We start from the raw sequence: 23914 nt of genomic DNA on the forward strand, positions 1-23914 counted from the left end.
TTTATATGGGACGCGCTCGTTCTAAATCTGACTTGCCAACAAAAATCTGTCCGGTATGTCAACGTCCTTTCACTTGGCGTAAAAAATGGCAAGATTGCTGGGACGAAGTAAAATACTGCTCAGAACGTTGCCGCCGTCACCGTTCTGAAGCGGAAACTTAACGTAAATTGGGGACTAGAGATTAAAAATTACCTGATCTCTAAGTATTAGTGATACTAACCGCAACTGAGACGCAAATAGCGCAAAGGATAAATGAAGTTACAGGTGCAACCTAAATTGATTATTCATGGAGGAGCAGGTAGTTCTCTCCACGGCAAAGGAGGATTGGAGGCGGTGCGCCAATCGCTCTATACAGTAGTAGAAGAAATCTATGCTCTTTTATTGTCAGGGGCAACTGCCTCTGTAGCAGTGGTACAAGGGTGTCAAATGTTGGAAGATGATCCTCGCTTTAATGCTGGTACTGGTTCAGTGTTGCAATCTGATGGTCAAATTCGCATGAGTGCTTCCTTGATGGATGGGACATCAAGGCGCTTTAGTGGCGTAATTAATGTGTCGCGGGTAAAAAATCCCATAGAATTAGTGCAATTTTTACAAAATTCGCCTGATCGCGTACTGTCAGATTATGGTGCGGCTGAACTAGCGCGAGAATTACAAGTTCCCAGCTACAACGGTTTAACTGAGTTGCGGTTACAAGAATGGATGCAAGAACGTCACGATAATTTTAAAAGTACAATGGCTGGCGTGGTAGCAGAACCCGAACTAGTAGAAAGTAGCAATGCTGGACGCGGAACTATTGGTGTAGTAGCTTTAGATGCCTATGGCAGGTTAGCTACTGGTACTTCTACTGGCGGCAAAGGTTTTGAGCGTATTGGACGAGTGAGCGATTCGGCAATGCCAGCAGGGAATTATGCCACTAGCCAAGCGGCTGTTAGTTGTACTGGTATTGGAGAAGATATCATCGATGAGTGTTTAGCACCACGGATTGTAGTACGCGTTACCGATGGTATGTCTCTCAAAGATGCCATGCAACGCTCATTTGCCGAAGCAGACAAAAATCAGCGAGATTTTGGAGCGATCGCCTTAGATGCCAACGGAGCGATCGCCTGGGGTAAAACCAGCGAAATCTTACTCGCCGCCTATCACAACGGCGAAAAACTTGGTGACACATTAGAATTGCCAATCGAAACAGACATCGGCTGCATTGAATAACCCAAAACAGAGCGTAGGGTGTGATGTTAATTCTCCCATGCCCCATGCCCCTATAGACATTTTTTATTCCTGCTTCTTACGCCAACCTGGTTTAACTACCTGACGCGCACGGGCAACTACCAAAGAATCATTAGGGACATCTTCTGTAACAGTTGAACCCGCGGCGACATAAACATCATCTCCCAAAGTTACTGGAGCTACTAAAACACTATTAGAACCCGTTTTAGTACGATCGCCTATTTTAGTAGGATGTTTATTTACGCCGTCATAGTTGGCAGTAATTGTACCTGCACCAATATTGACTTTATTACCTGTGGTGGTATCGCCCAAATACGATAAATGGGCTACGTTTGTGCGATCGCCTAAGTGAGTGTTTTTCAATTCTACAAAGTTACCCACACGGCATTTAGCACCTACTTGTGCTTGACCACGTAAATGAGCATAAGGGCCAATTCGGCTTCCCGCCTGTATCGTACTATCTGTTACTACAGAATACTGCACTGTAACATTCTCACCCAACTGACTATTTTCGATTAAAGTTCCAGGGCCGATGCGGCTGCCTGTTTGAATTGTGGTGTTTCCTCGCAGATGAGTTTGGGGTTCAATAATCACATCTGTTTGTAGTTCTACAGTGTCATCAATCGTAATGCTATTAGGATCTATTAAGGTGACACCAGCCACCATCCATTTTTCCTTGACTCGTCGTTGCAAAATTTCGTAGGCTGTGGCCAATTGTAGGCGATCGTTAATACCCAAAATTTCTTGATCATCTTCTACATCCACTGCTGTCACTTTGCCAACTTGAGTGACAGCATCCGTCAAGTAATATTCTTTTTGGGCATTGTTTGCCTCTAAGTGGGGTAATATCTTTGCTAAATCTTGCCAACGAAAGCAGTAAACCCCAGCGTTAATGCGACGATTTTGTCTTTGAGTAGCAGTACAATCTTTTTCTTCAACAATTTGTTGCACAACATTTTCACCATCACAAAAAACTCGCCCATAGCCTTTGGGTTCGCCAAGATGTGCGGTGAGAATAGTGGCAGAGTTGTGATTTTCCTGGTGAGTTTTTAATAACTGTTGCAGGGTTTGAGTACGTAACAAAGGTACATCACCATTGAGGATCAGCAAATCTCCTGTGTAGCCTTCAAGGTGGGGAAGTAATTGCTGTATAGCGTGACCTGTTCCCAGTTGTACAGTTTGTTCTACAAACTCTAAATTAGGGATTGACTGCATAGCTGTTTTCACTTCTTGGGCTTGATATCCCACAATTGCCATTCGTCGTGAAGGCGAAAGCGGTTCTACACTTTCAAGAACTCTTTCTACTAGCGATCGCCCACCTAATGAATGTAACACTTTGGGCAAGTGTGATTTCATCCGTGTGCCGCGTCCCGCTGCTAGAATTGCTACAACTACCATAATTAGCCATTAGCTGTCAGTGAACTACGCTTTCGCGCTTAATATTTTCAGATTTAGGCTCAAATCATACCAGCTAATGAAGGGTGAAGAATGAAAGATGAAGTATAAAGTCAAAATTTTAGCTCTTTGTTCTTCAATCTTTATCCTCGTAAAACTGGATAAATTTGAGAAACTGCTGTATGAGTTGGGGATTGCGCCAACCTAAATTAGTTTCTTCTAGCATTACAGATAGTGCTTCTTGTGTAGTGAAAGCTCTTTTATAAGGTCGTTCGCTTGTTAAGGCATCATAAATATCAATCATCTGAAATACTTGTGCTAAGTAGGGTATATCTTCTCCCTTAAGTCCATCGGGGTAGCCTGAGCCATCCCAGCGCTCGTGATGATGGCGGATGATTGGCACTACACCCCGCATACTGCGTAATGGTTGACAAATTTTTTCTCCGATGACGACATGCCGTCTCATTATTTGCCAATCTTCGGGGGTAAGTTTACCTGTTTTTAATAGTACATCGTCAGGAATACCTACTTTGCCAATATCGTGAAGATAACCACCCCACATCAAATCTCGAATTTGGTGGCGTGATAAATTTAAATATTCACCAAAAATTTGTCCTAGTTGTACCAGCCGTTCACAGTGATCGCCAGTATTGGGATCACGGCTTTCGATGGCTCTAGCCACGGAAAACAATACTTGTTCTGTGTGGTCTAAATCTTCATTCAAACGCTTCTGCCGCACTAAAGATTTAACACGCGCTGCTAGTTCTACACGGTCAAAAGGTTTGGTAAGAAAATCATCTGCTCCGACTTCAATTCCTCTAATTCGCGATCGCCTGTCATTTAAGGCTGTAATAAATATTACTGGAATTAATCTAGTATGCTCATCTTGCTTGAGCAATTGGCATACCTCAAAACCATCCATTCCCGGCATCATCACATCTAGCAAAATGAGATCCGGTTGTTTTTGTCTAACTAGTTCAACTGCTGTCACACCGCAATCGGCCTCAATAACTTCGTATCCTTCCATAGACAAGAGGGCAACGGCAGTCATTCGACTAGCAGTATGATCATCAACTACTAAAACTTTCGGCAGTTCTAAATCAGAGCCGTTCACTGTAGAACCTTTGGCTTGTAGACTTCTAGAGTTTAATGAATCATAACCAGAATTAATCTTAGGCTTTATCCAAGAAGTCTCTGAATGTTTCTGTTCAACTAAAAAGTCTTCTTTAGGTAAGCCCAAGGAATAACCTTCTAAATTTTGCCATCCTAAGGCATTATTGGAACTGATACTATTGGCTGCGCTTAGGCGGTTTGACTCACTAATATTTTGCTCAGTAGAGTCTGTACTCTTGGAACTCCATTGAATCACAAAGGCACCCCAATCTTTTAGAGAAGTTAACAGTGTTTGACTGCAAAAACAAGTTTAATGTTTGATCATATTTCTTTTAGTTATAACTGCAAGCTGTATGAACTACATAAGACTGCTTGCTTAAATAACAGACATCATATTTTTGGGATCTTACGATAATACTGAGTATATTACTACAATAATCTTGTAGTTAGGTTTTTCTGCTTATCATTCCAGTATGATGAATCCGCGCAAATGTTAAATCAGGTTTTTTACTGAGATTTACCAATATAATAGCGCCATAAAATGCTGTAATGGTTTAATTTAGATCAAAGTAGATGAGTTTAAATTTAATTTTTTTATACCAAATTTATTAAGCTACGTATTTTGTTTTCATAATTTATGTAAATCATCATACTCAAAAAATATACGCAATTTTGTGTAGCTGTAAACACTAAGACTATATTTTGTAACTATAATTACAAAATTCCCCATCTCATACCAATTCTCTGTGAAACCCCTTTTTTTTGCCAGGGGAATTTCTCTTTCTACCCCTGCCCCCCTTCGGGTTCGCCAGTCCAACGCCAGTCGCTCCTGGGGAGCCACTGCGTTGCGGGGGTTCCCCCCGAGTCCCGCAAGTGGCATGGAAACCCCCATGACCGCGCTGGCTCCTCTTTGTTGGAACAACTTTCTGCGGGCTGGCTCACCTGCTCCCGGTCACTGGGCGTTGTTTGCTGAGTTTAGCCTGAGTGCAGCCGAAGCAAGCCGTAAAGCCTACGGCATAGCTACGCTTAGCGCGCAGCGTCTTTGACAGGAGAAGAGCGCAGTCTAAGTAAGTCTAAGTAGCCGAAGTGCTGCTCCTCTACTTCTTCAGTCAGTAGTTAGTTGTTTTTGCTACTGACCACTGACTACTGACACCGGACGTTAATATTCTCCTTGGTTTAACAACCATCGTTTTCGCCACCGGGAAGTTGGCTCTAGTGAACAAGCCTGTTGTTCTTGTCTTCGCCGCATTATAATCGCATCGGCAGTATCGAGTAACTGTGGATCGCGGTAGGGAATTGCAGCACGAGTTCGCAAATGTTCCTCTTCTTCTAAAGATAAAGCAGAAAAAAGTAATGAATAGGATATTGATCCTTTGTCTTTTTTAGCTACAGTGCCAGGGGTTCGCCTTCCCAGAGGTGGAGTAGAACCTATCTGTAACTCAGCTGCCAAAAGTGCTACACGTACAGCAGCAGCACAAGAATAAGTCGCCATAATACCATCAATGTCTAAACACAGTGAAACTTGCTTGATAAATTCCACAGTCCACAATTGAGGACACTGAGGCGGTGAAAAGGGATCTAAAAAAATTGCATCTGCTTGAAAGCCCAATTGATGCACTAGCTTTATTGAGGTTCTGGCATCACCAATTAGTAGTTTTGCCTTGAGGCGGTCTGTTTGCACTTGTTGCTCAAATGCCAATTGAGTCAAAATTGCGGTGTGATCATAGTTCCAATTGTCAAATAAGTGATGAGCGATCGCAGCTTGTGGTACAGATGGATTGAGTTCTAAACCAATTAATTCAACATTACAACTAGGATTAACTGTCCAAATAGTCTGTAAGGCCGCTGCTGTGTTGTATCCTAGACCATAACAAATATCTAATAATCGTAAAACTGGTTTGTGGGCAGATGTAGCCAGTTGAGTTGGAGCAACAAACTTCAAAAAACTTTCTTGCTTAGCTCCAAAATGGCTGTGAAATAATTCACCAAACTCTTGGGAAACGAAGGTAAAGGAACCATCTGCTGTTAGCTGAGGTTGAAAGTTATTCAAGTCTGACATTTTGTAAATAAATTGATAATAGCTAATGACTAACAATTCATTTGTTGTTTCGCCAGCGTGGCTTTTTGAACACCTCAATGATCCACAAGTCGTCATTGTTGATTGTCGTTTTTCTTTAGCCAATCCACAACTAGGACAACAACAATACCAAACAAGCCATATTAAAAATTCTTATTATTTAGATTTAAATCAGGATCTTTCCAGTCCTGTAGGTAAGCATGGTGGTAGACATCCTTTACCTAACATTAATGATTTAACTAACAAATTAGCAACAATTGGAGTGAATTTTCAAAAAACTTTGGTTGTAGCCTATGACGACTCTCGCTTTGCCTTTGCATCTCGTCTTTGGTGGTTATTGCGCTATCTAGGACACGAGCAAGTTGCAGTGCTGAATGGAGGTTTTACCGAATGGCAAAAAGTTGGATATCCAATTACCAGCAACATTCCTCAACCCCAAAAAGCCACCTTTGTCCCTCAAATTAACCCAGAACTGTTAGTTGATATCGAGATTGTTAAAAATCGTAAAGATTTACCACAGGTAGTTTTAGTAGACTCTAGAGAAAGCGATCGCTATCGAGGTGAACGAGAGCCAATTGATCAAATCGCCGGCCATATTCCTGGTGCTGTTAACTATCCTTGGCTGGAAGTTACAAACTCTTCAGGACAATTACTTTCTCCAACAGAGCAAAACCAGCGATGGGAAAAGTTAGCAAATGCAGAGGAAATTTTAGTTTATTGTGGTTCTGGAGTGACTGCTTGTGTAAATTTACTTTCTTTAGAACTAGCTGGCATTCGTACAGGCAAACTTTATGCTGGTAGCTGGAGCGACTGGATTAGCTATTAATTACAAGTCTTTTTGCTCTTGACCAATTTCAAAACCTTCCTAATTCTAAATTGTAATTGATACTGAAAAACCAACCATCAAAATCAATGCTATTATCTGTAGAATCTCCAAAAGAAATGCCACTCTGCAAATTTATATTGCTTGATTCAGATATTTGATAATTTAAGTGTCCAAATAATCGATGATAATTATCATCTCGTTGACGCTGTGTAAAGTCTGACAAATTAAATTGGTAGTCCAAACCAAGCCGTAGAGGTTTTTGCAAGTAGTAGTCTAAAGAAACCCACAAAGAGTTGATGATGCGATTTCGGTTATTTGGCTCGGCAAAACTGACGCTGAATGTATAAAAGCTATCTAGCTTTAGATTTTCAGTCAGTGAGTCTCGTCTTCCCAAAGACAGATGCAAAGAATTTTCGCCCAAAAATCGATCGCCAGCTTCAAAGCGATCGCTATCCTTAGCATAAAACAACTGCTGATTACTCCAACCGATTTCCCCATACAGTCGCGGCGATAACTGTCGATAAATCCCTAAATTAAATTTGACTTGGTTGTAATTATATTTTGATTGATCTATATAACGAATCAAGTTACCATCAATTGATCCATTTAAATAAGTGTTAGCTCCCAGGGGATAATATGCAGAAGCTAAACTTAATCCAGAAAAAATTAAGCCGTCTTCTATAGGATCAATATTTGAGGAAAAAATATTACTTGTATGAAAATAGCCTATACGAGCCTTGAGAAAACCTATAGGTTTAAACTTAGCTACAGTTTCTTCTATTGGTGGTAAGGGTAATTGTTCCAGTGGCGTTTGTGGTATGGGTATTTGCTGCACTCTCAACCCCAGTTCTGGAAGAACATTTGCTTTAGGGTTTGGCTGTTTTTTCGTTTGCAGCCGTTGTATAAGCCTCTCTAGCCTTTCAGTATAATCTGTCTGAGATTCATCTAATAATGGTTCTATGGGCGGTAAAGATTGAGGAAAATTGCTTGGCTGCGTTTCTAACTGCGGCGCATCATTCGCTTGAGGTTCAGGATTTGAGGGTGTTGGATTAGATTGGGCAACTAATGATTTTGGCAGTGTCACATGTAATTGTATTTGTTCTGTGTATGCTAAATCTAATAAATAGAACTGCTGCGATCGCAAATTAATTGGCTTGTGCTTATCCTGCTGTGTTCTTGTCAAATATTTTGTTGATGTTAACTTTTTTTGAGAATCCCACTCATCTAAACTGGTAGCCCAAGCAGCATTTAACCTGATACAAAATATATCTGCACCACTAAAGATTAACAAAATTGCCAACAACAAATTTTTCCAACCCTTGGTTTGCATTTTTAGATAAGACCAACAAGATGTACATAGAAGTTTGAATAACTAATATAAAACTTCTATTAGACTTGTTCCTCAATGTATCTAATCATTATAAAAATAGGAAATAAACACTTATCTATATACTTTATTATACAAAAAATTATAATTATTAAATTTTGTTATTCATAAAATTGATGATTCATCACGTAGACTCTCTATACTATAGAAGTTTGGTTTCATTAGTTGATGCAAATATCTTAACTTAATAAAATAATAAGTTTAGCTTATGAAAATCTTCCTGTAAAAATCACCAAGGAATTTACTTAAAGTCTGGCTATAAAATTAACCAAATCAAAGGTTTAACATTCTACCAATTCTATGTGAAGGTGTTTTATACACTGATGCTTAGTACTACTGTATAAACAGAATAAAGCTAGTAGTTCATAAACAAAGCTTGTATACACGGGCAAATTATGCACACCTTCATAGAGAAATGGGTTTAGCCAGTTTGGTATAAATTAAATTTTCTGAGTATTGAAACTATGTCTGCTAAATTGTTCCCACTTTTGGCTATTGGTTTATCGGGTTTGATGGTTCTGCCTTTATCACATCAAGCAAATGCTCTCACTCCTCTAACTCGCGCTGAAATTCAAAATCTTCGCAACTTAGTACAATTTATTCCCAAAAATACTAAAAAGAGACGACCAGCTCGCAAATTAGATACCATGATTCCTGGGGATGGACTTTCTACCGGTCGGGCTTCTTTGGCAGATTTGCGCTTTAACGATGGCTCTTTAGCAAGGATTGGGGAACAGGCAATATTTCGATTCTTACCCAAAACTCGGAATTTTAGATTATCAAATGGAACTGTGCTGCTGCTTATTCCACCTGGAAGAGGACAAACACGTATACAAACACCGAACGCCGCAGCAGCAATTCGCGGTTCAGCTTTATTTGTGCGCTACGACCAACAAACAGACACCACAATTGTAGGGGCGTTGACAAATAGCGGCATTCAAGTTGCTAACCAAGAAGCCTCTCAAAATCAGGTGTTAAAAGCAGGACAACTGATGGTTATAGTGGAGGGCAAATTTCAAGGCTTATATAATTTTGATTTGAGAAATTTTTATGAAACAAGCGATCTAGTTCAGGGACTAGATTTAACTAGACAAAGTGTTTCATCAACAACAGATCAAGCGATCGCTAGCGTTCAAACTGAAACCGCCGCAGCTGTTGCAGCACAGTCACCAGTAACTGGTAAAGGAGTAATTGAAAATCCGTCTTTTTTAAAGTTGTCTACTAGTTCCTCAAACTCCGATAACACAGATAATTCTTCCACAGGTTCCATCAAAAACAATTCTTCAGTAGGCGACTTGCAAGAAACAGGACAAGTACTGTCAAATGATATTAATACAACTGTGAATGATGCTGATAGTAGCAACGATAGCAACGTTGATACCCAAAACAATAAAGTTGATAGTGATTTTAGTAAAACCCCATCGCCGGAACCAACTCCAACACCAGAACCAGAACCACAGCCACAGCCTAAACCATTACCAACCCCAGAACCAGAGCCAACTCCAACCCCAGAACCAGAGCCAACTCCAACTCCAGAACCAGAACCAACTCCAGAGCCAACTCCAACCCCAGAACCAGAGCCAACTCCAACTCCAGAACCAGAACCAACTCCAGAGCCAACTCCAACCCCAGAACCAGAACCAACTCCAGAACCAGAGCCAACCCCAGAACCAGAGCCAACTCCAGAACCAGAGCCAACTCCAGAACCAGAGCCAACCCCAGAACCAGAGCCAACCCCAGAACCAGAGCCAACTCCAGAACCAGCCCCAGTCCCAACTCCAGAACCGGCCCCAGCCCCTTAAATCATGCCAAAATAGTGCAACCAAAAAAGATTTTTATCAGCACTTATCACTAACTATCTACAGTCTTGCAATACATTTATCTCCACGGCTTTGCTTCCAGTCCTAAATCTGCCAAAGCTCAAGATATAGGCGATCGCTTTGCTAAAATTCAGACAAAACTAAAAATTCCTGATTTGAATGCTGGTAACTTTTTTCAATTGACTATTACTCGTCAGCTAACTCAAGTTGCATTAGAGTTTCCGAATGATTCTGTACCTATAACGCTAATTGGTTCAAGTTTGGGTGGTTTAATCTCTGCTTATTTAGGGCAAAAATACCCGCAAGTACAACGCCTCGTACTACTAGCACCAGCTTTTGGCTTTTTATCCCATTGGTTGCCTAAATTAGGAGATGAAGAGTTACAGCGTTGGCAACAAGAAAAGCAACTGATGATTTACCACTATGGGGAAGGGCGATCGCTGCCTCTAAGTTACAATTTCGTAACAGATGCGACTCAATACCAAGAGAAAATCTTACAGCGTCCTATTCCCACTTTAATTTTGCATGGCAAACAAGACGAAGTTATCCCAATTACAGCCAGTCGTAACTTTGCGCGCTTGCGTCCTTGGGTAGAATTAGTCGAACTCGACAGTGATCATAGTTTGGGTAATGTCACACAAGAAATTTGGCAAGCAATTTGCCTCTTTTGTCAGTTACCTTGAAGCTATAAAATATGAAATTCTAAACTAATGTTCTTAAGCCAAGTCAGTAATCAAACACAAACAACTGACAACCCTTCGACTACGCGGTAGTTGAGTTTCGACTTCGCTCAACTGCCGCGTAGTCGAAACTCAGTGCATCGCTGACAACTGACAACTGACAACTGACAATTAATTATTATGCTTCCCTTTATTCGTTCGGACTTAGCTCAATTCACAGCTTACAAACCTCACCCCAGTAGTAATAACGCCGAGCCAGTTTCCATGCAACTTGATCGGCTGGATACGAATGAAAGCCCCTATGATTTGCCTTTTAATTTAAAAGAAAAGTTAGCCTGGACATATCAGCAAGTCATTGAAACAAATCGTTATCCCGATGGTGGACATGAGACACTCAAAGATGCGATCGCTGAATATGTAAATGAGTCAGCGGCTCTGTTACCATCTTCTTTTACTGCTGCGAATATTTCTGTCGGCAATGGTTCAGATGAACTAATTCGCTCTTTATTAATCGCTACTTGTTTAGGGGGAGAAGGTGCAATTTTAGTTGCCAATCCCACTTTCTCAATGTACGGAATTTTGGCAAAAACTTTGGGGATTCCTGTTGTAGGGGTGGGTAGAAATGAAGAAAATTTTGAAATTGATTTAAAAGCTGCCCAATCTGCCATAGAACAAACTCAAAATCCTCCAATTCGAGTAGTTTTTGTCGTGCATCCTAATTCTCCTACTGCTAATGCTCTGACTGCGGCAGAGTTGGCGTGGTTAAGAAGTCTAAGTGAGCAGATTTTGGTAGTGATTGATGAAGCTTATTTTGAATTTAGCCAAAATACCTTAGTAGGAGAATTAGCACAGCATCCGAATTGGGTAATATTACGTACTTTTTCTAAGGCTTTCCGGTTAGCTGCTCTTCGAGTCGGCTATTGTGTTGCTCATCCAGAAGCGATCGCTATTTTAGAAAAAATCCGTTTACCTTATAATCTTCCCAGCTTTTCAATCATTGCAGCTTTAGTGGCTTTACAAAATCGCCAAACTTTGCTTGAGTCAATTCCTCAAATCCTGAATGAACGCACCAAGCTGACCAAAGCTTTATCAGAATACTCAATGTTACAACTCACGCCCAGCAATGCTAACTTCATTTTCCTGCGTTTGGAATCAAATAGCTTTCATCCAAAAGATACTACTGTGAAAAATCTCCACTCACAACTTAAGCAACTCGGTACTGTTGTACGCGAAATTAGCGGAGGATTGCGAATTACAGTTGGTACACCTGAGGAAAACGATCACACTCTGAATCGAATACAAGCTGTTTTGGCAAACCTGAAATCTTAAATTTTATTTATTATTTCAAGTTAAATTAACACACTTATTAATACATTAGGACTGATATTTGATTTTTGAAAAAATTCAGTACACCTCAAAGAGCCTTGTTTCCCGTTCCCCGCCTATCGCGCTTGCGCTGCGCTTCTCTGCGAGAGGCTTTGCGAACGCGCACCACGCAAGTAATTTCACCAAATCAAACCGGATTCCTATAGCTAGTAGTTAAGCCTACAGTTGACCTCGTTGCCCAAACGACGAACTAATCCTACGGTTTGTGGTAGTACACCAACTAAAAGAGCAAAGGCAGAATCAGGCAGGTTAGCCACAATTTCTGGCGGAAAGTATTGTTCAAATTGATCCAGAATTTTCTGTACTCTCTGTTGAGGAATAGGGTTTTCTGTAATTTGTTTAATCAACCGAATCCACTGTCGCCTAATCAAGTAAGCCTTTTGGCGCTCCTCATAAGATTCGGGAGTCGATAAATGCAGATTTCCTATAGATAAAGCCCTTTGGCAATCATAATCGTAATCTCCGCCAACAGCTGCTCCTGGGCCAGCAAATTCTGCATGGTAGCGCTTAAAAAGTATTAACCCATTACGTTTACGACTATTGACGATGAAAACCTTTCCACTATGCAATGTTGTAAGTATATCCGGGCCAGGTGATTGCTCAGTTACATCTGGCATGACAAGACGATTAAGGAAACTTGTATCAGGATAATAAGTTGATACCATAGCAGTTTGATAGCGTCGGCGCTTTTCGCTATCCATGTTTTCTTAAATTTTTAAGTAATTTGGTAGTTTTATGCACTTAACTAAAGAGGAATTGCTATTAAATTAAACTAGGTTTTTAATTTGCCTTCTCATCAAAACAAATTTGGTCAACTTAACTAATGATAGAAATAAGTAGGCATTCCCAAAGTAATTTGAGCAATTATTATTGTATTGAATAATTATATTTTATGAGATCTAACTGCATTTGTCTCCAAATTAAACTTAAATTTTTTTAAAGTTTTTATAAAGATGAATATCTTAAATACAAAGTTCCGATGAGTACCGCCTTTGGGCAAGCGTATTTTTACTGAATAATTATATTTTTAGTTTATTCCTAATCCTTTGAAAAATTTATATTTTTAGACATTTAAATAAATGCATATAACATGTTATGGATTAACAAAAAAATACGAACATATTATATTATTTATATTTTGTAATTATTTTTAGGACTTACGCACTAGTAATGAAAAATAAGCCTTTGCGATTACTACCCTGCGGGACACTTCGTGCAGAACGTAGCTATCGCTTTGCACCCTGCGGGAACGCTAAGAGCGAACGTAATGACGTAAAATTGTAATCCTTGTGTAAGTCCTGATTTTTATATAAAGATGCTGAAGGTCTATCACAAAAGATCACTTCGATAGCTTAACCAACTTCAATTAAGGATTTTAAAAGATATCAGCTTCAAAGAAATGCCGTATAGTTCATCATTATGTGAGATTATTAAGTGAATTAACGATGTAAAATTATTTATATGGACTAACTTTTAGTTAAGCTTAGTGTTTTGAAAACATGACTTTTAATTTATTGTCAGATTGACTTAGTACTTAAATGCTTATTTAGTAATATCTGCCGAGAACGCCTAATAAAGAAAGGATTCCAATTAGATTCTACTTTATCTACCTTATATCCCAGCTTAAAATAAAGTTGTCGTGCCTGATAATTATTTTCCAAAACATGTAAATACAAGTTGTGAAATCCCCATTCTTGGGAGAGTTGTTGACAGCTAGTGAGTAGTCCTGAAGCCACACCATGCCTACGATATTTAGGATGAACAGCTAAATTAGAAAGATAAGGAAAACTTTTGCCAACTTGTATCCACGAATCAGTAAAACGCACACCTAGTTCTACAGTTCCTATTAACTGATTCGTCAAACCAGTAATATCAACAGCTACTAAACAAACATGATGGGGTGCTGGCGATAATAGGCGATGTCTCAGGTCTTCGTAAATTCCCAAACGTAGTAGTGGAAAAGCCCATCCCCATAAACCATCTTGGGAATGAAAGCTTTCAGCAATGATTTGAGCGATATCATTAAAATCAGCAGGTGTAGCTGCACGAATTTGGAATTTGCAAGGAGCTTGTTCGGCAGCTGCCACGCGCTCTTGGTAATTTGGATCAAAAAACCAGGATGTCAATGTTAGTTCAGTATTGATTAAATTCAACAAAAATCTTCTCAAATATCCTAAAACATCGTATAAGCTATATTAAAGCTTAAATTAGCCTGAAACATTGAAATTACAGTAACATTAAAATTTAGTACTTGGTTCAGCAAAGCAAAGCTAAAGTTACAAAAATTAGTTCGAGTTTTCGTGAGTTGCACTTCAAAAATCTACAAGTCTCTTTTCAAGAACATTAGGAGTACTTTTTGATTTTCTAAGCATCACAGAGATGGACGATATCGCTACTAGCCGTTCTGCTCCTGTTAATAAAATCGCATCCAAAAAATCCTCTTGATTCATAAAGATATATGGAAGATTTATTTCTATTGCTGACGCATCTAGAAATGAGGTGTCTTTGCCCTAACCTATCGCTTTTAGATTTAGGCTCCTCTGATTTGCGACCCCTTGCCTCTCGACTGATATCCATGAAGCTGATTATTTTTTTTAACATCCGGTATCTAATCAATTTTAAACGTTCTCAGTTGCAGTACTGAGTAATTTCTGAAATTACCGTTACACTAATACCAGTTTCTCTGACTCAGTAATTCACTCAGTTTCAGAAAAATCTAAATATTTGGGGTAAAAATACCCAATTTGCCAGCCCATGTCACTTAGAAACATGCCATTCATATCTCTAGTTGCTAAATTGGCAAGAGGTACTTGTCTAATAGTATACTTTGGCTTTAAATCATATTGTTGTTATATTGCTGATTTTACCAATGAATGCCATAAATAAAATTCACCTACAAGTGTTAGTGCAACAGTTGCAACGGGAAAACTTAATATGCAGCTTTATCTGGTTTCTTCAGCCAGCCTTAAGGGCTGTATATATTATTGAAAAGTTATCGTCACAAGTGAGGAGAGATTTGGCAAGCAAGCACCAGCTCCATAAAACGGAATCTGATTGTGATCTCAATTGCTCTGTAATAAAGCAATTGACAAGCTGTACAAGCCATTGAGGCCAATCACTGTGAGTAAATGCTTCTACACTCAGCAGTCATGTAATCAAACAGCCTTATTTGCCGAAATGCTCTGCTCTTACCTGACTCAGAAACATTCCCTAGAGATCAGATTATTCTTTACCCAACTGCCGTTGCAGCAGGAAAGCGGTGCATGAAATCCCAAGTAAACAGTAAGCCCAAAATTTTGGTTGTTGATGATGAACCAGACAACCTTGATTTGCTTTACCGCACCTTTTATCGCGACTATCAGGTGTTGAGGGCAACCTCTGGCCCCGCAGCACTGGATTTGTTGGCAAAAGAGGGAGAGGTTTCGGTGATCATCTCTGATCAACGAATGCCAATTATGAGCGGTACAGAATTTTTGAGCCTGACAGCTACTCAATATCCCGATATTATCCGAATTATTTTAACTGGCTACACTGATGTCGAAGACTTAGTGGAAGCAATCAATGCTGGTAAGGTATTTAAATATGTAACTAAACCGTGGGAAGCAGAGGAGCTTAAAGGCGTTGTACGCCAAGCTTTAGATACCCACAATGTCCTTAAAGCCCGTACCCGCGAACTAACGCGTACACTACGCCAGGAATCACTGTTAAATACTGTTACAAATACAATTCGCAGTGCCTTGGACTATCGGCAAATTCTGCAAGCAATTGTCGATACAGTTGGTCACATGTTGGAGGTAGATGTTTGCCTTTTACGTCCCTTTCAAGATGAACAGTTGGTAGATGAAGGATTCATTTACCAAAGAGCTTACAAAGAGGTCGTAGAAGGAGATGAGGAAGATGGGGAAGCAACATCTCTTACATCTATTTTCCCTTCTTCTTCTTTACTAGCTCAAACAGTCTGGGAAACTCGCGAAGTTCAAATAATTCATGAGGTAGCAGGTGACGATCGCCTACTCGGTGAAACGCCTGAATTACTACAAAGAGTAGCAGCTTTCACTACCGCTAACATCTGCTCTAGTTTAGTTGTACCTTTGATTTGTCAACAAGAATTGATGGCAGTACTGGCGTTGCACCAATGTTACCAGCCACGCATTTGGGGTAAGGAGGAAGTGCAATTAGTGCTGATGGTAGCTGATCAGGCTGCTTTAGCTTTGTCTCAAGCTTATGCATACGAGCAGGTACGCGCCCTTGCCAAGCGAGAGGGTCTAATTAATACAATTACTACTGCGATTCGCTCTAGTCTAGATCCTGAAGATATTTTTGCAGCTATTACTCACCAACTAGGACAAGCTTTACAGCTCGATGGCTGTGTATTGTCTTTGTGGACAGAAGAAGATGAGTTTGCCCATTGCGTGGGTTTATATGATAGTTCTCAATATTTTGAGAATACCCAACTCTCAGCCCAGGATAAAAATTTAACTAGCAATCATGATTTCGTAACTTTAGAATTACCTCACTCTCAAGCACCGATAAAAGAAAATTCCATTCTGCAAGAGATTTTGCGAACACATGAGCCAGTAATTATTACTGATATGAGCGATTATTCCTCAGCAATTAAGGGGTTTGATTTGCCTGGGAAAATGCCAGCGCGATCGCTGATGGTTGTCCCTTTATTGGCTGATGGCAAATGCATTGGTAGTATTACTCTGCGGGAAGGCAACAAAGCAAGACAATGGCTAACATCTGATATTGAGTTGGCTAAAGCAGTAGCAGCTCAAGCTGCGATCGCTGTACAACAATCACGCCTGTATCAAAAAACTCGTGAGCAAGCCGAACGTTTATTACAACTAGACAAACAAAAAACTGAATTTTTTCAAAATATTTCCCATGAGTTTCGTACTCCCATAACTCTAATTCAAGGGCCTTTAGAGTCCGCAGTAGGTTCTGGTGAAGGATTATCTTACGCCCAAAGTGCGATCGCTCTACGTAACTCCCGCCGTCTACTAAGACTGGTAAACCAACTACTAGATCTACAACGTCTCGATGCTGGAAGGATGCAACCTAATTTTCGTCCTTGTGATTTAGTCGAATTTATCAGCCAAATTGTTGAGTCGTTTCGCCCCTACTGTGAAAAAAAGGAGTTACACCTCGTCACTGAGATGGACGAATGTCCTACTGTCTATTTGGATATGGAAAAGTTTGACAAAGTAGTTTATAACCTACTGTCAAATGCCATGAAGTTTACTCCTGAAAGAGGCACAATCAGCATCAAACTTCAAGCCGCAGAAAATTATTGCATATTGCAAATAAAAGACACAGGAATTGGTATTGTTCAGGAACAGATTCCCCACTTATTTGAGCGTTTCCGCCAAGCTGAAGGTTCAGAAAATCGCTCTTATGAAGGCAGTGGTTTAGGTTTGGCTTTAGTCAAAGAATTAGTAGAATTGCATGGCGGCAAAGTAACTGTAGAATCAGTTTACGGTGAAGGTACTACTTTTACTTTATGGCTGCTTACAGGAAATTCTCATTTACCTACACAACAAGTTCTAGAAACTCCTGTTGAACTGAATACAAGTCGCGCTAGCGTGGAATTGGCTGATTTAGAACTAGTAGAGCTAACCATAGATGATATTGAAAATATTACTAAAAAAGACTTAATACCTAACTCTGACGCTCAACATTCCATTTTAGTTGTAGACGACAATCCAGATTTGCGAACTTATGTATCTGATATCCTCCGCAGTAATGGCTATCAAGTCTGGACAGCTCGGAATGGTGATGAAGGGTTCAAAATAGCTCAGGAATTTTTACCCAGCTTAATTGTTACTGACTTGATGATGCCTTTGGTAACAGGGCTAGAAATGATTCGGATGATACGTAATCAAGAAAAATTGCAAGGAATCCCAGTAATTTTACTGACAGCGAAAGTTGACGAAGAAACTCGCATCGAAAGTACAGAACATGGCGCAGATGCTTATTTAGCAAAACCATTTAACGATCGCGAACTTCTAGCAGAAGTTAGGAATCTGTTAGCTCTAAAAGCAAATGAACGACGAGTTTTGGAACTAAATACTTACCTGACAGAATCGGTACTCAAGCGCTTTTTGCCTTCTGCATTAGTGCAGAAAGCCGCAACTGGAGATTTGACCTTAGATTTACGCCCAGAACCGCGTTTAATTACAGTTTTATTTAGCGATATCGTTGGTTTTACTCAGCTAGCAAACACACTTAGATCTCGACGAGTAGCAGAATTGCTAAATGAATATTTAGAAGCAATGACCAAAGCTGTATTTGACAATGGTGGTACTGTAGATAAATTTATGGGAGATGCTATTTTAGCTTTATATGGAGCGCCAGAAGAACTTACCCCCAATGAACAGGCACGTCGTGCTGTGAATACAGCAAGAGCAATGCAAGGTTCACTTGCTGTATTAAATCAACGTTGGCGCGACCAAGGTATATTTGACTCTGATGGACTCAGTGGCGTACAGTTCCGCTGTGGTATTCACCAAGGTACAGCAGTTGTAGGTATGTTCGGTAGCGCTGAACGTGCTGATTATACAGCCATTGGCCCTAGTGTAAATATTGCTGCCAGATTACAATCTGCCGCTATTCCCGGTACTATTCTGGTTTCTGCTGCTGTAGCAGATTATTTGCAAGACGAAGAAATTACCAAAGGCAGCCCATTAAAGCTTAAAGGAGTGGATGAAACAGTTCTCACCTTTGTTGTCACACCAGAATTAATGGTTAATCGCTAAAATTTAAACTAGATCTTTAATCATTAGCAGCTATAGCACCGAATCATTTCTGGTTTGAAATTTAATATGACGACATCGGTTGCAGACAAAACACCCATTTCAGACAAAACCTGGAGGCGACATACTGACCCACCAAGTTTGTGGATTGTTGTAGCCATAAGTTCAGTTTCCTTGCATTTGCTGGCTTTCTGGTTTATACGCTCATCTAATATTTTTAGACCGTGGTTTCCACAGCAAAGCCAAGCTGTGGTTCCTATTGAATTTGTAGAAATTTCTTCTCAAGCTAAACCAAAATTAACGGTTAAAAAAGTTACACCTAAACCATCAAAAGCTTCCCAACAGTCTGTACCATCACGTTTACCAAAAACAACGCAAACCACGCCTAAAAATCAGACTTCTGATGTTGTAAGTTCTGAGGATACAACACTCAACAGTAGCAAAACTGAAGTTTCTCAACCACCAAGAGGCAAGGGAGCAGGGGGCAGGGAGCAGGGGGCAGAGGACAGGAGTAGCAAAACTGAAGTTTCTCAAGCTAATACTCCATTATTTCCTCAAAAAATAGTTTCTACGCCAACACCCACACCAACATCAACAATTCCAGTCGGCGATCTTCCTTGGAACCGCCGTCAGGAAATCAAACTGGGAAGAGGAAAGCCACTACCAACAGGTGTTTTATCAGTACCATCAGAACAAACAAGAAGACCTGAAACTGAGCAAGAACAGATTCCTGGCATTCCCGGCGAGGAAACTACATCTACACTCACTGGAGAAAGTTCTCGGATTCCAGGAGAGGAAACTACATCTACACTCACTGGAGAAAGTTCTCGGATTCCAGGAGAGGAAACTACATCTACACTCACTGGAGAAAATTCTCGGATTCCAGGAGAGGAAACTACACCTACACCCACTGGAGAAAATTCTCGGATTCCAGGAGAGGAAACTACACCTACACCCACTGGAGAAAATTCTCGGATTCCAGGAGAGGAAACTACACCTACACCCACTGGAGAAAGTTCTCGGATTCCAGGAAAGGAGACTACATCTACACCCACTGGAGAAAGTTCTCGCGTTCCAGGAGAGGAAACTGCATCTACACCCACTGGAGAAAGTTCTCGGATTCCAGGAAAAGAGACTACATCTACACCTACTGGGGAAAGTTCTCGCGTTCCAAGACAAGGAGGATCAATAGCGATCGTAACTCCTTTATCTAAAAACGAAGTACTTCAACTAATACAAGAAGGCAGATTGAGACACAATGATTTACCTGATGTTTTAGCTAAATATCAAGGAAACAATAGAAAAACATTAGATTCTAGTTTTCTTCCTGGGGATTCTGAAATTCAGCCTGCACAGTTATTAACTAGCTTAGTAATTGATGAAAATGGCAAGTTTCAACAGGTTGAAATCCTAGAGATAGAGCCAACAAAACCACAAAGTGAGAAAATTTTATATGAGAAAGTTATCAATGAGCTGTTCAGTAATGAAAACTTCATGCCAGCCCATAATCAAGATGGCACAAAACCACCAACGAGCAATATTTTTATAAAAGTCACTATTAAGCCTGTTAACTCTAACTAGGTGCTTGAATTTTCGCAAAAGCTATGTTATACTTACAGGGTTTGCGGGCGTAGTTTAGTGGTAAAACTATAGCCTTCCAAGCTATTAATGCGGGTTCGATTCCCGCCGCCCGCTTAGGTAAAAGCCCTTGTAAGCTAAACATTGCGAGGGCTTTTTTGTTTTTTACAATAATCTTTTTGCAGTATATTTGTTCTATTGTCACTCTATTCTAGTTTTTTATGAATGAGCGATCGCTTGGGTAATGTCAAAATTTATCACTTGAAATGTATAGTAACGTTTGACGTGACGCGATCGCCTCTACGAGGTTATACCGTTTCAATTTAAAGTTGATACATTTGGGGAAGCAGGGGAAACAGCACTTCGGCTTACCTCGACTTCGCTCGGCACAAGTCGCTCAGTGACCGGAGGCAGGGGGAGTAAGAAAAGTAATTTGTATCAATAATTTCGTGAAATGGTATTACGGGACGCTGCGCGAACAAAGACGCTTTGCGATCGCACCATTAGTAAAACTCAAGCAGAAGCCTTGGCGGGCTATTTTAATGTAGATATCAGTTTATCAAAAACTGAAGGTTCAAAACCGGACTTCGTCCCGCTGCGCTCTAAGCGAAGCTATGCCGTAGGCTTTACGCCCGCCAGTGGCGCGAAACATTCCTTGTATCTGGAGGGAGGTAAAAACCCCACCGCGTGAAGTGGGTGGCTTGATTTAATACTTGCGACTTGCGACTTGATTTATTTACCTAGCTAGTATATTAAGATAATTTGAATAGCTGTAACTCGATGCATTGGTTTGGTTGACTTTTCAGTAGTAATCAATTCATCAGCCTTGAGCGAGAGGGCAGCGGCAACATGAAGTGCATCTATCGCAGCTAAACCGTGGATACAGGCAAGTTGATAAGCATCTTGTGTAATTTGCTCCGAGTCTGTTGCCCAATAGCTAATAGCGCTAAAGAAAGTTTCGTAAAACTCTGTTTCATCTTTCTGTTGGTTATAAATTGCTTTGGGCAGTACTTCTAACTTGACAAATTGGCTCGACACAAATTCCCGATTTACGTCATTGAGAATGCTATTTGCTCGAATGCTGGTTGAGTGAATACCCCTAAAAGCAGTGATGAGAACCCCAGAGTCGATGTAAGTCTTATTACGATTCACGGTATCCGCCCCGACGTTCAGCAAGCTCTTGTTCAATTTCTGCTTCGTTAAGTAATTGTATTCCAGAGGCGATCGCTCGAGTACGAATTTCCCACAGCTTCTTAGCTAAAGGCGTTTGGGGAATATATTCTGTATTAACTGCTGTTGCGTCTGATTCAAATTTCAACGCTTCCACAAACTCCAAAACTTTTTGTTGCTTTTCAGGTGTGAGTTCTCGCCAGCCTTCAAGCAACTGTTCTTCTTTACCCATAATCTACCTCGTCATAGAGTGATAGTTCTATTTTTGCTCATTTTTTGGGGTGATACTTTTACGCTGAGGTGATTGGTTCATCAGAAATTGCCTTGCAAATTGTTAATGGCGATTCTCCTTCCCTTCTTTACGAGAGGCTACGCCAACACGATCGCACCATTTATGGGTGGAGAATACTTAGAAAGTTGCGATCGCTTAGTGTTGAAATAAAAGCTTAGGTTAAAATCCCAAATAGATGCAATTAAACAACCCTGAAATATGGCTCAAATCCTCATTAAGAATTTAGATCCCTTAATTCTAGAAAAGTTAGAAACTCTCGCTAAACAACACGGAAGATCTTTGCAAGACGAATTAAAACACATCCTGCAACAAGCTAGCGAAGTAGGGATACATTACCACACTGGCAGCGATATGGAAAAAGCTAGAGAAGCAGTAGCACGCGTTCAGATAAGATATGCAGGCAAAACTCTCAGTGACAGTACCGAACTCATCCACGAGGATAGAGAACGGTGAGCCGATATATTTTAGATGCGAGTATTGCCATAAAATGGTTTGTGCCTGAAGTTCACTCTGATGCAGCTAGGCGTTTACTAGCAAGTAACCATACTTTTTTTGTGCCAGACTTTTTCTTTGCAGAAATAGCAAATGTCTTGTGGAAACGAGTACGTCGCGGCGAAGATAAGGCAGATAATGCAAAGCAAACTTTGGCAGATAGACACGCAGCTACTTGTCCTTAGACATTGTTTTTCCACAGAATGTAACTAATACAAAATTCTTTATTAATTAGCCTTTAAAACTTCATAAAGATGTGTATGTCTATTAAAAACCCACTAGCGTAATAGCCATTCTAAACCTAACCCTACACCAGAAGTGACAGCCAAAATCAGACAAGCATCAAACTTGCTAAAAGATTTTAGTAATTTATCTCCAGCTACAGCCACAACCCAAGCCACAATCCAAGCCGCAGACCATTCCCAAGCTATCAACCCAGCCCAATCCATAAACCTAGCCCAATCCACAGCCTTAGCCAAAGCCACAGCCCCAACAAAAGACACAAAGTAAGCCACAGTCCAAGCCCAAACCCCAGCCAAAGCTAGAAACAAAGCCCATGCGCTAGTCATAGCCATAAACCCAGCCCAAGTCAAAGCCACAGCCACAACCAAAGCCCAAACTATGTACGGAGCGTTAGACTCACTTAACAAGCAGGCTATCAATAGGTAGCTTAATAATACACCAATTAACCAGCCCCAGGGAATAATTCTAGGTAATTTAGTAGCTGGTTCACCTAGAATTACCTCTGAGTTTGGCTTGGCTTTGGAAAGAACAACTTCTTTTCTATGAACTGACTCAACAGGTGGTGGAGGTGTTGTTTTTGGTGCTTCTAACATTGCCAACCATGCCTGCATTGACTGAGGGCGGTCTTTTGCCTCCAGCGCCATACCCTTAAGAATTGCTTGATTTAATTCATCGCTAATGATCGGATTAATATGTTTAGGTGATTTCAAGAAATCATTATTGAGCTTGCGAGCCAGCGAAGTTGTAGGGCGTTGACCTGTTACTGCATAATAGAGTGTAGCAGCCACACAGTAAACATCAACCGTTGGTTTCCGACTTCCCCGACTTTCCCTAACCATCTGTTCATAAGGCGCAAACCATTCATTACCTGCAATTCCCTTTGAACTCAAAGTTTGAGGCAACAGTTCTTTAGCGATTCCAAAGTCAATTAAAACCGCTTTGCCATTTCTCCGCAACATAATGTTTCCAGGGTGGGCATCTCGGTGTACTAACCCTGCTTGATGCACTACACTTAAAGCTTCTCCAATCTGGCAAATGCAAGGTAAAATCTCCGCTTCTGGTAAAGCCCCCCTACGCCTCACCGCTTCAAATAAATTTTCTCCCTCAACAAAGTCCATTACCAAGCAGTAGGTAGCACTTTCTTTAAATAGGTCAATTACTCCAACAATGTGAGGATGAGGGTCTTGAGATAATCGTGCTAATATTCGCCCTTCTTCAATAAATCTCTCTATGTACTTGTCATACTCTGGATCATGGCTGAGATATTCATTAGGTGTTTTAACTACAACTGGGCGATTTAGCTCAACATGCAATGCCTTATAAGTAATGCCAAATCCCCCTTGTCCCAGGACTGTATCAATTACATATTTGCCACTTTGCAATTGTTGTCTTGCTATCCAGGGCATGAATACCTCTAAATCAAAGAAAAGACTTAAAAAATTACTTTAATGCCAGCATCCTAATGAAAGTTTA

The 23914-nt window shown here is 40.4% G+C and carries 20 protein-coding genes and 1 tRNA gene; 12 read left to right on the top strand and 9 right to left on the bottom strand.

The genetic code is table 11. The features are described 5' to 3' along the window. The first annotated feature begins 5 nt into the window (after nt 1-5). Both QI031_RS01780 and QI031_RS01785 read left to right on the top strand, forming a co-directional pair. Nucleotides 6-161 carry a DUF2256 domain-containing protein gene (locus QI031_RS01780; protein WP_281483523.1) on the top strand — a complete coding sequence of 52 codons (156 nt, stop codon included), beginning with the start codon at nt 6-8 and terminating at the stop codon, nt 159-161. 91 nt (nt 162-252) lie between these two features. Continuing rightward, entirely contained in the window at nt 253-1209 is a 957-nt protein-coding gene (locus QI031_RS01785) for an isoaspartyl peptidase/L-asparaginase (protein WP_281483524.1), read from the top strand. Nucleotides 1210-1272: 63 nt separating this feature from the next. On the opposite strand, the gene glmU is transcribed toward QI031_RS01785, so the two are convergent. Then, on the bottom strand, nt 1273-2625 hold the full coding sequence (gene glmU / locus QI031_RS01790; RefSeq protein ID WP_281483525.1) for a bifunctional UDP-N-acetylglucosamine diphosphorylase/glucosamine-1-phosphate N-acetyltransferase GlmU: 1353 nt from the start codon (nt 2623-2625) through the stop codon (nt 1273-1275). 133 nt (nt 2626-2758) lie between these two features. Then, on the bottom strand, nt 2759-3991 hold the full coding sequence (locus QI031_RS01795; protein ID WP_281483526.1) for a two-component system response regulator: 1233 nt from the start codon (nt 3989-3991) through the stop codon (nt 2759-2761). A 634-nt stretch (nt 3992-4625) separates the two neighbouring features. On the opposite strand from QI031_RS01795, the gene QI031_RS01800 reads away from it, so the two are divergent. Then, entirely contained in the window at nt 4626-4781 is a 156-nt protein-coding gene (locus QI031_RS01800; RefSeq protein WP_281483527.1) for a hypothetical protein, read from the top strand. Between the two features lie 113 nt (nt 4782-4894). Here the strand turns inward: QI031_RS01800 and QI031_RS01805 are convergent, their stop codons facing one another. Beyond that, on the bottom strand, nt 4895-5794 hold the full coding sequence (locus tag QI031_RS01805; RefSeq protein ID WP_281483528.1) for a tRNA (5-methylaminomethyl-2-thiouridine)(34)-methyltransferase MnmD: 900 nt from the start codon (nt 5792-5794) through the stop codon (nt 4895-4897). A 25-nt stretch (nt 5795-5819) separates the two neighbouring features. Between QI031_RS01805 and QI031_RS01810 the strand changes: the two genes are divergently transcribed. Continuing rightward, the gene (locus QI031_RS01810) at nt 5820-6638 is read left to right on the top strand and encodes a sulfurtransferase (protein ID WP_281483529.1); all 819 of its coding nucleotides are present in this window, start codon (nt 5820-5822) and stop codon (nt 6636-6638) included. A gap of 28 nt (nt 6639-6666) precedes the next feature. Here the strand turns inward: QI031_RS01810 and QI031_RS01815 are convergent, their stop codons facing one another. Next, nucleotides 6667-7968: a hypothetical protein gene (locus tag QI031_RS01815; protein WP_281483530.1), complete on the bottom strand. Its 1302-nt coding sequence runs from the start codon at nt 7966-7968 to the stop codon at nt 6667-6669. A gap of 521 nt (nt 7969-8489) precedes the next feature. Between QI031_RS01815 and QI031_RS01820 the strand changes: the two genes are divergently transcribed. The 3 genes from QI031_RS01820 (at nt 8490) to QI031_RS01830 (ending at nt 11854) form a co-directional block, all read left to right on the top strand. After that, nucleotides 8490-9827: a FecR domain-containing protein gene (locus tag QI031_RS01820; RefSeq protein WP_281483531.1), complete on the top strand. Its 1338-nt coding sequence runs from the start codon at nt 8490-8492 to the stop codon at nt 9825-9827. Nucleotides 9828-9892: 65 nt separating this feature from the next. Further along, nucleotides 9893-10528 (top strand): YqiA/YcfP family alpha/beta fold hydrolase, encoded by a 636-nt coding sequence (locus tag QI031_RS01825; RefSeq protein WP_281483532.1) that lies wholly within the window; start codon nt 9893-9895, stop codon nt 10526-10528. 177 nt (nt 10529-10705) lie between these two features. Further along, the gene (locus tag QI031_RS01830) at nt 10706-11854 is read left to right on the top strand and encodes a histidinol-phosphate transaminase (protein WP_281483533.1); all 1149 of its coding nucleotides are present in this window, start codon (nt 10706-10708) and stop codon (nt 11852-11854) included. A 203-nt stretch (nt 11855-12057) separates the two neighbouring features. On the opposite strand, the gene QI031_RS01835 is transcribed toward QI031_RS01830, so the two are convergent. Further along, the gene (locus tag QI031_RS01835; RefSeq protein WP_281483534.1) at nt 12058-12612 is read right to left on the bottom strand and encodes a hypothetical protein; all 555 of its coding nucleotides are present in this window, start codon (nt 12610-12612) and stop codon (nt 12058-12060) included. 816 nt (nt 12613-13428) lie between these two features. Then, nucleotides 13429-14067, bottom strand: coding sequence for a GNAT family N-acetyltransferase (locus QI031_RS01840; protein WP_281483535.1), 639 nt, complete (start codon nt 14065-14067; stop codon nt 13429-13431). 1107 nt (nt 14068-15174) lie between these two features. Here QI031_RS01840 and QI031_RS01845 point away from each other — a divergent pair. From QI031_RS01845 to QI031_RS01855, 3 genes are all read left to right on the top strand, one after another. Then, entirely contained in the window at nt 15175-18669 is a 3495-nt protein-coding gene (locus tag QI031_RS01845; protein WP_281483536.1) for a response regulator, read from the top strand. 66 nt (nt 18670-18735) lie between these two features. After that, on the top strand, nt 18736-20247 hold the full coding sequence (locus QI031_RS01850) for a hypothetical protein (protein ID WP_281483537.1): 1512 nt from the start codon (nt 18736-18738) through the stop codon (nt 20245-20247). Between the two features lie 43 nt (nt 20248-20290). Then, nucleotides 20291-20361 (top strand) — tRNA-Gly (locus tag QI031_RS01855). Between the two features lie 627 nt (nt 20362-20988). On the opposite strand, the gene QI031_RS01860 is transcribed toward QI031_RS01855, so the two are convergent. Then, entirely contained in the window at nt 20989-21396 is a 408-nt protein-coding gene (locus QI031_RS01860; RefSeq protein WP_281483538.1) for a type II toxin-antitoxin system VapC family toxin, read from the bottom strand. Next, complete coding sequence (locus tag QI031_RS01865) at nt 21386-21646, bottom strand: hypothetical protein (RefSeq protein WP_281483539.1); 261 nt, start codon at nt 21644-21646, stop codon at nt 21386-21388. Before QI031_RS01865 ends, QI031_RS01860 begins: the two co-directional genes overlap by 11 nt. Before the next feature lie 258 nt (nt 21647-21904). Here QI031_RS01865 and QI031_RS01870 point away from each other — a divergent pair, with 258 nt between their 5' ends. Both QI031_RS01870 and QI031_RS01875 read left to right on the top strand, forming a co-directional pair. After that, a complete protein-coding gene (locus QI031_RS01870) occupies nt 21905-22159 on the top strand; it encodes a FitA-like ribbon-helix-helix domain-containing protein (protein WP_281483540.1) in 255 nt (84 codons plus the stop codon). Beyond that, the gene (locus QI031_RS01875) at nt 22156-22383 is read left to right on the top strand and encodes a type II toxin-antitoxin system VapC family toxin (RefSeq protein ID WP_281483541.1); all 228 of its coding nucleotides are present in this window, start codon (nt 22156-22158) and stop codon (nt 22381-22383) included. The genes QI031_RS01870 and QI031_RS01875 overlap by 4 nt, the downstream gene beginning before the upstream one ends. A gap of 93 nt (nt 22384-22476) precedes the next feature. On the opposite strand, the gene QI031_RS01880 is transcribed toward QI031_RS01875, so the two are convergent. Next, on the bottom strand, nt 22477-23847 hold the full coding sequence (locus tag QI031_RS01880; RefSeq protein ID WP_281483542.1) for a serine/threonine protein kinase: 1371 nt from the start codon (nt 23845-23847) through the stop codon (nt 22477-22479). Nucleotides 23848-23914: the final 67 nt, after the last annotated feature.

It is taken from the genome of Halotia branconii CENA392, from assembly GCF_029953635.1.
In the GTDB taxonomy this organism is placed as follows: domain Bacteria; phylum Cyanobacteriota; class Cyanobacteriia; order Cyanobacteriales; family Nostocaceae; genus Halotia; species Halotia branconii.

Bases quoted from the DNA above. Each gene is read 5' to 3' on its own strand.
- QI031_RS01870 (WP_281483540.1), top strand. From the start codon at position 21,905: ATGGCTCAAATCCTCATTAAGAATTTAGATCCCTTAATTCTAGAAAAG.
- QI031_RS01780 (WP_281483523.1), top strand. From the start codon at position 6: ATGGGACGCGCTCGTTCTAAATCTGACTTGCCAACAAAAATCTGTCCG.
- QI031_RS01835 (WP_281483534.1), bottom strand. From the start codon at position 12,612: ATGGATAGCGAAAAGCGCCGACGCTATCAAACTGCTATGGTATCAACT.
- QI031_RS01820 (WP_281483531.1), top strand. From the start codon at position 8,490: ATGTCTGCTAAATTGTTCCCACTTTTGGCTATTGGTTTATCGGGTTTG.
- QI031_RS01850 (WP_281483537.1), top strand. From the start codon at position 18,736: ATGACGACATCGGTTGCAGACAAAACACCCATTTCAGACAAAACCTGG.
- QI031_RS01880 (WP_281483542.1), bottom strand. From the start codon at position 23,847: ATGCCCTGGATAGCAAGACAACAATTGCAAAGTGGCAAATATGTAATT.
- QI031_RS01810 (WP_281483529.1), top strand. From the start codon at position 5,820: ATGACTAACAATTCATTTGTTGTTTCGCCAGCGTGGCTTTTTGAACAC.
- glmU (WP_281483525.1), bottom strand. From the start codon at position 2,625: ATGGTAGTTGTAGCAATTCTAGCAGCGGGACGCGGCACACGGATGAAA.
- QI031_RS01815 (WP_281483530.1), bottom strand. From the start codon at position 7,968: ATGCAAACCAAGGGTTGGAAAAATTTGTTGTTGGCAATTTTGTTAATC.
- QI031_RS01865 (WP_281483539.1), bottom strand. From the start codon at position 21,646: ATGGGTAAAGAAGAACAGTTGCTTGAAGGCTGGCGAGAACTCACACCT.
- QI031_RS01800 (WP_281483527.1), top strand. From the start codon at position 4,626: ATGACCGCGCTGGCTCCTCTTTGTTGGAACAACTTTCTGCGGGCTGGC.
- QI031_RS01830 (WP_281483533.1), top strand. From the start codon at position 10,706: ATGCTTCCCTTTATTCGTTCGGACTTAGCTCAATTCACAGCTTACAAA.
- QI031_RS01845 (WP_281483536.1), top strand. From the start codon at position 15,175: ATGAAATCCCAAGTAAACAGTAAGCCCAAAATTTTGGTTGTTGATGAT.
- QI031_RS01805 (WP_281483528.1), bottom strand. From the start codon at position 5,794: ATGTCAGACTTGAATAACTTTCAACCTCAGCTAACAGCAGATGGTTCC.
- QI031_RS01785 (WP_281483524.1), top strand. From the start codon at position 253: ATGAAGTTACAGGTGCAACCTAAATTGATTATTCATGGAGGAGCAGGT.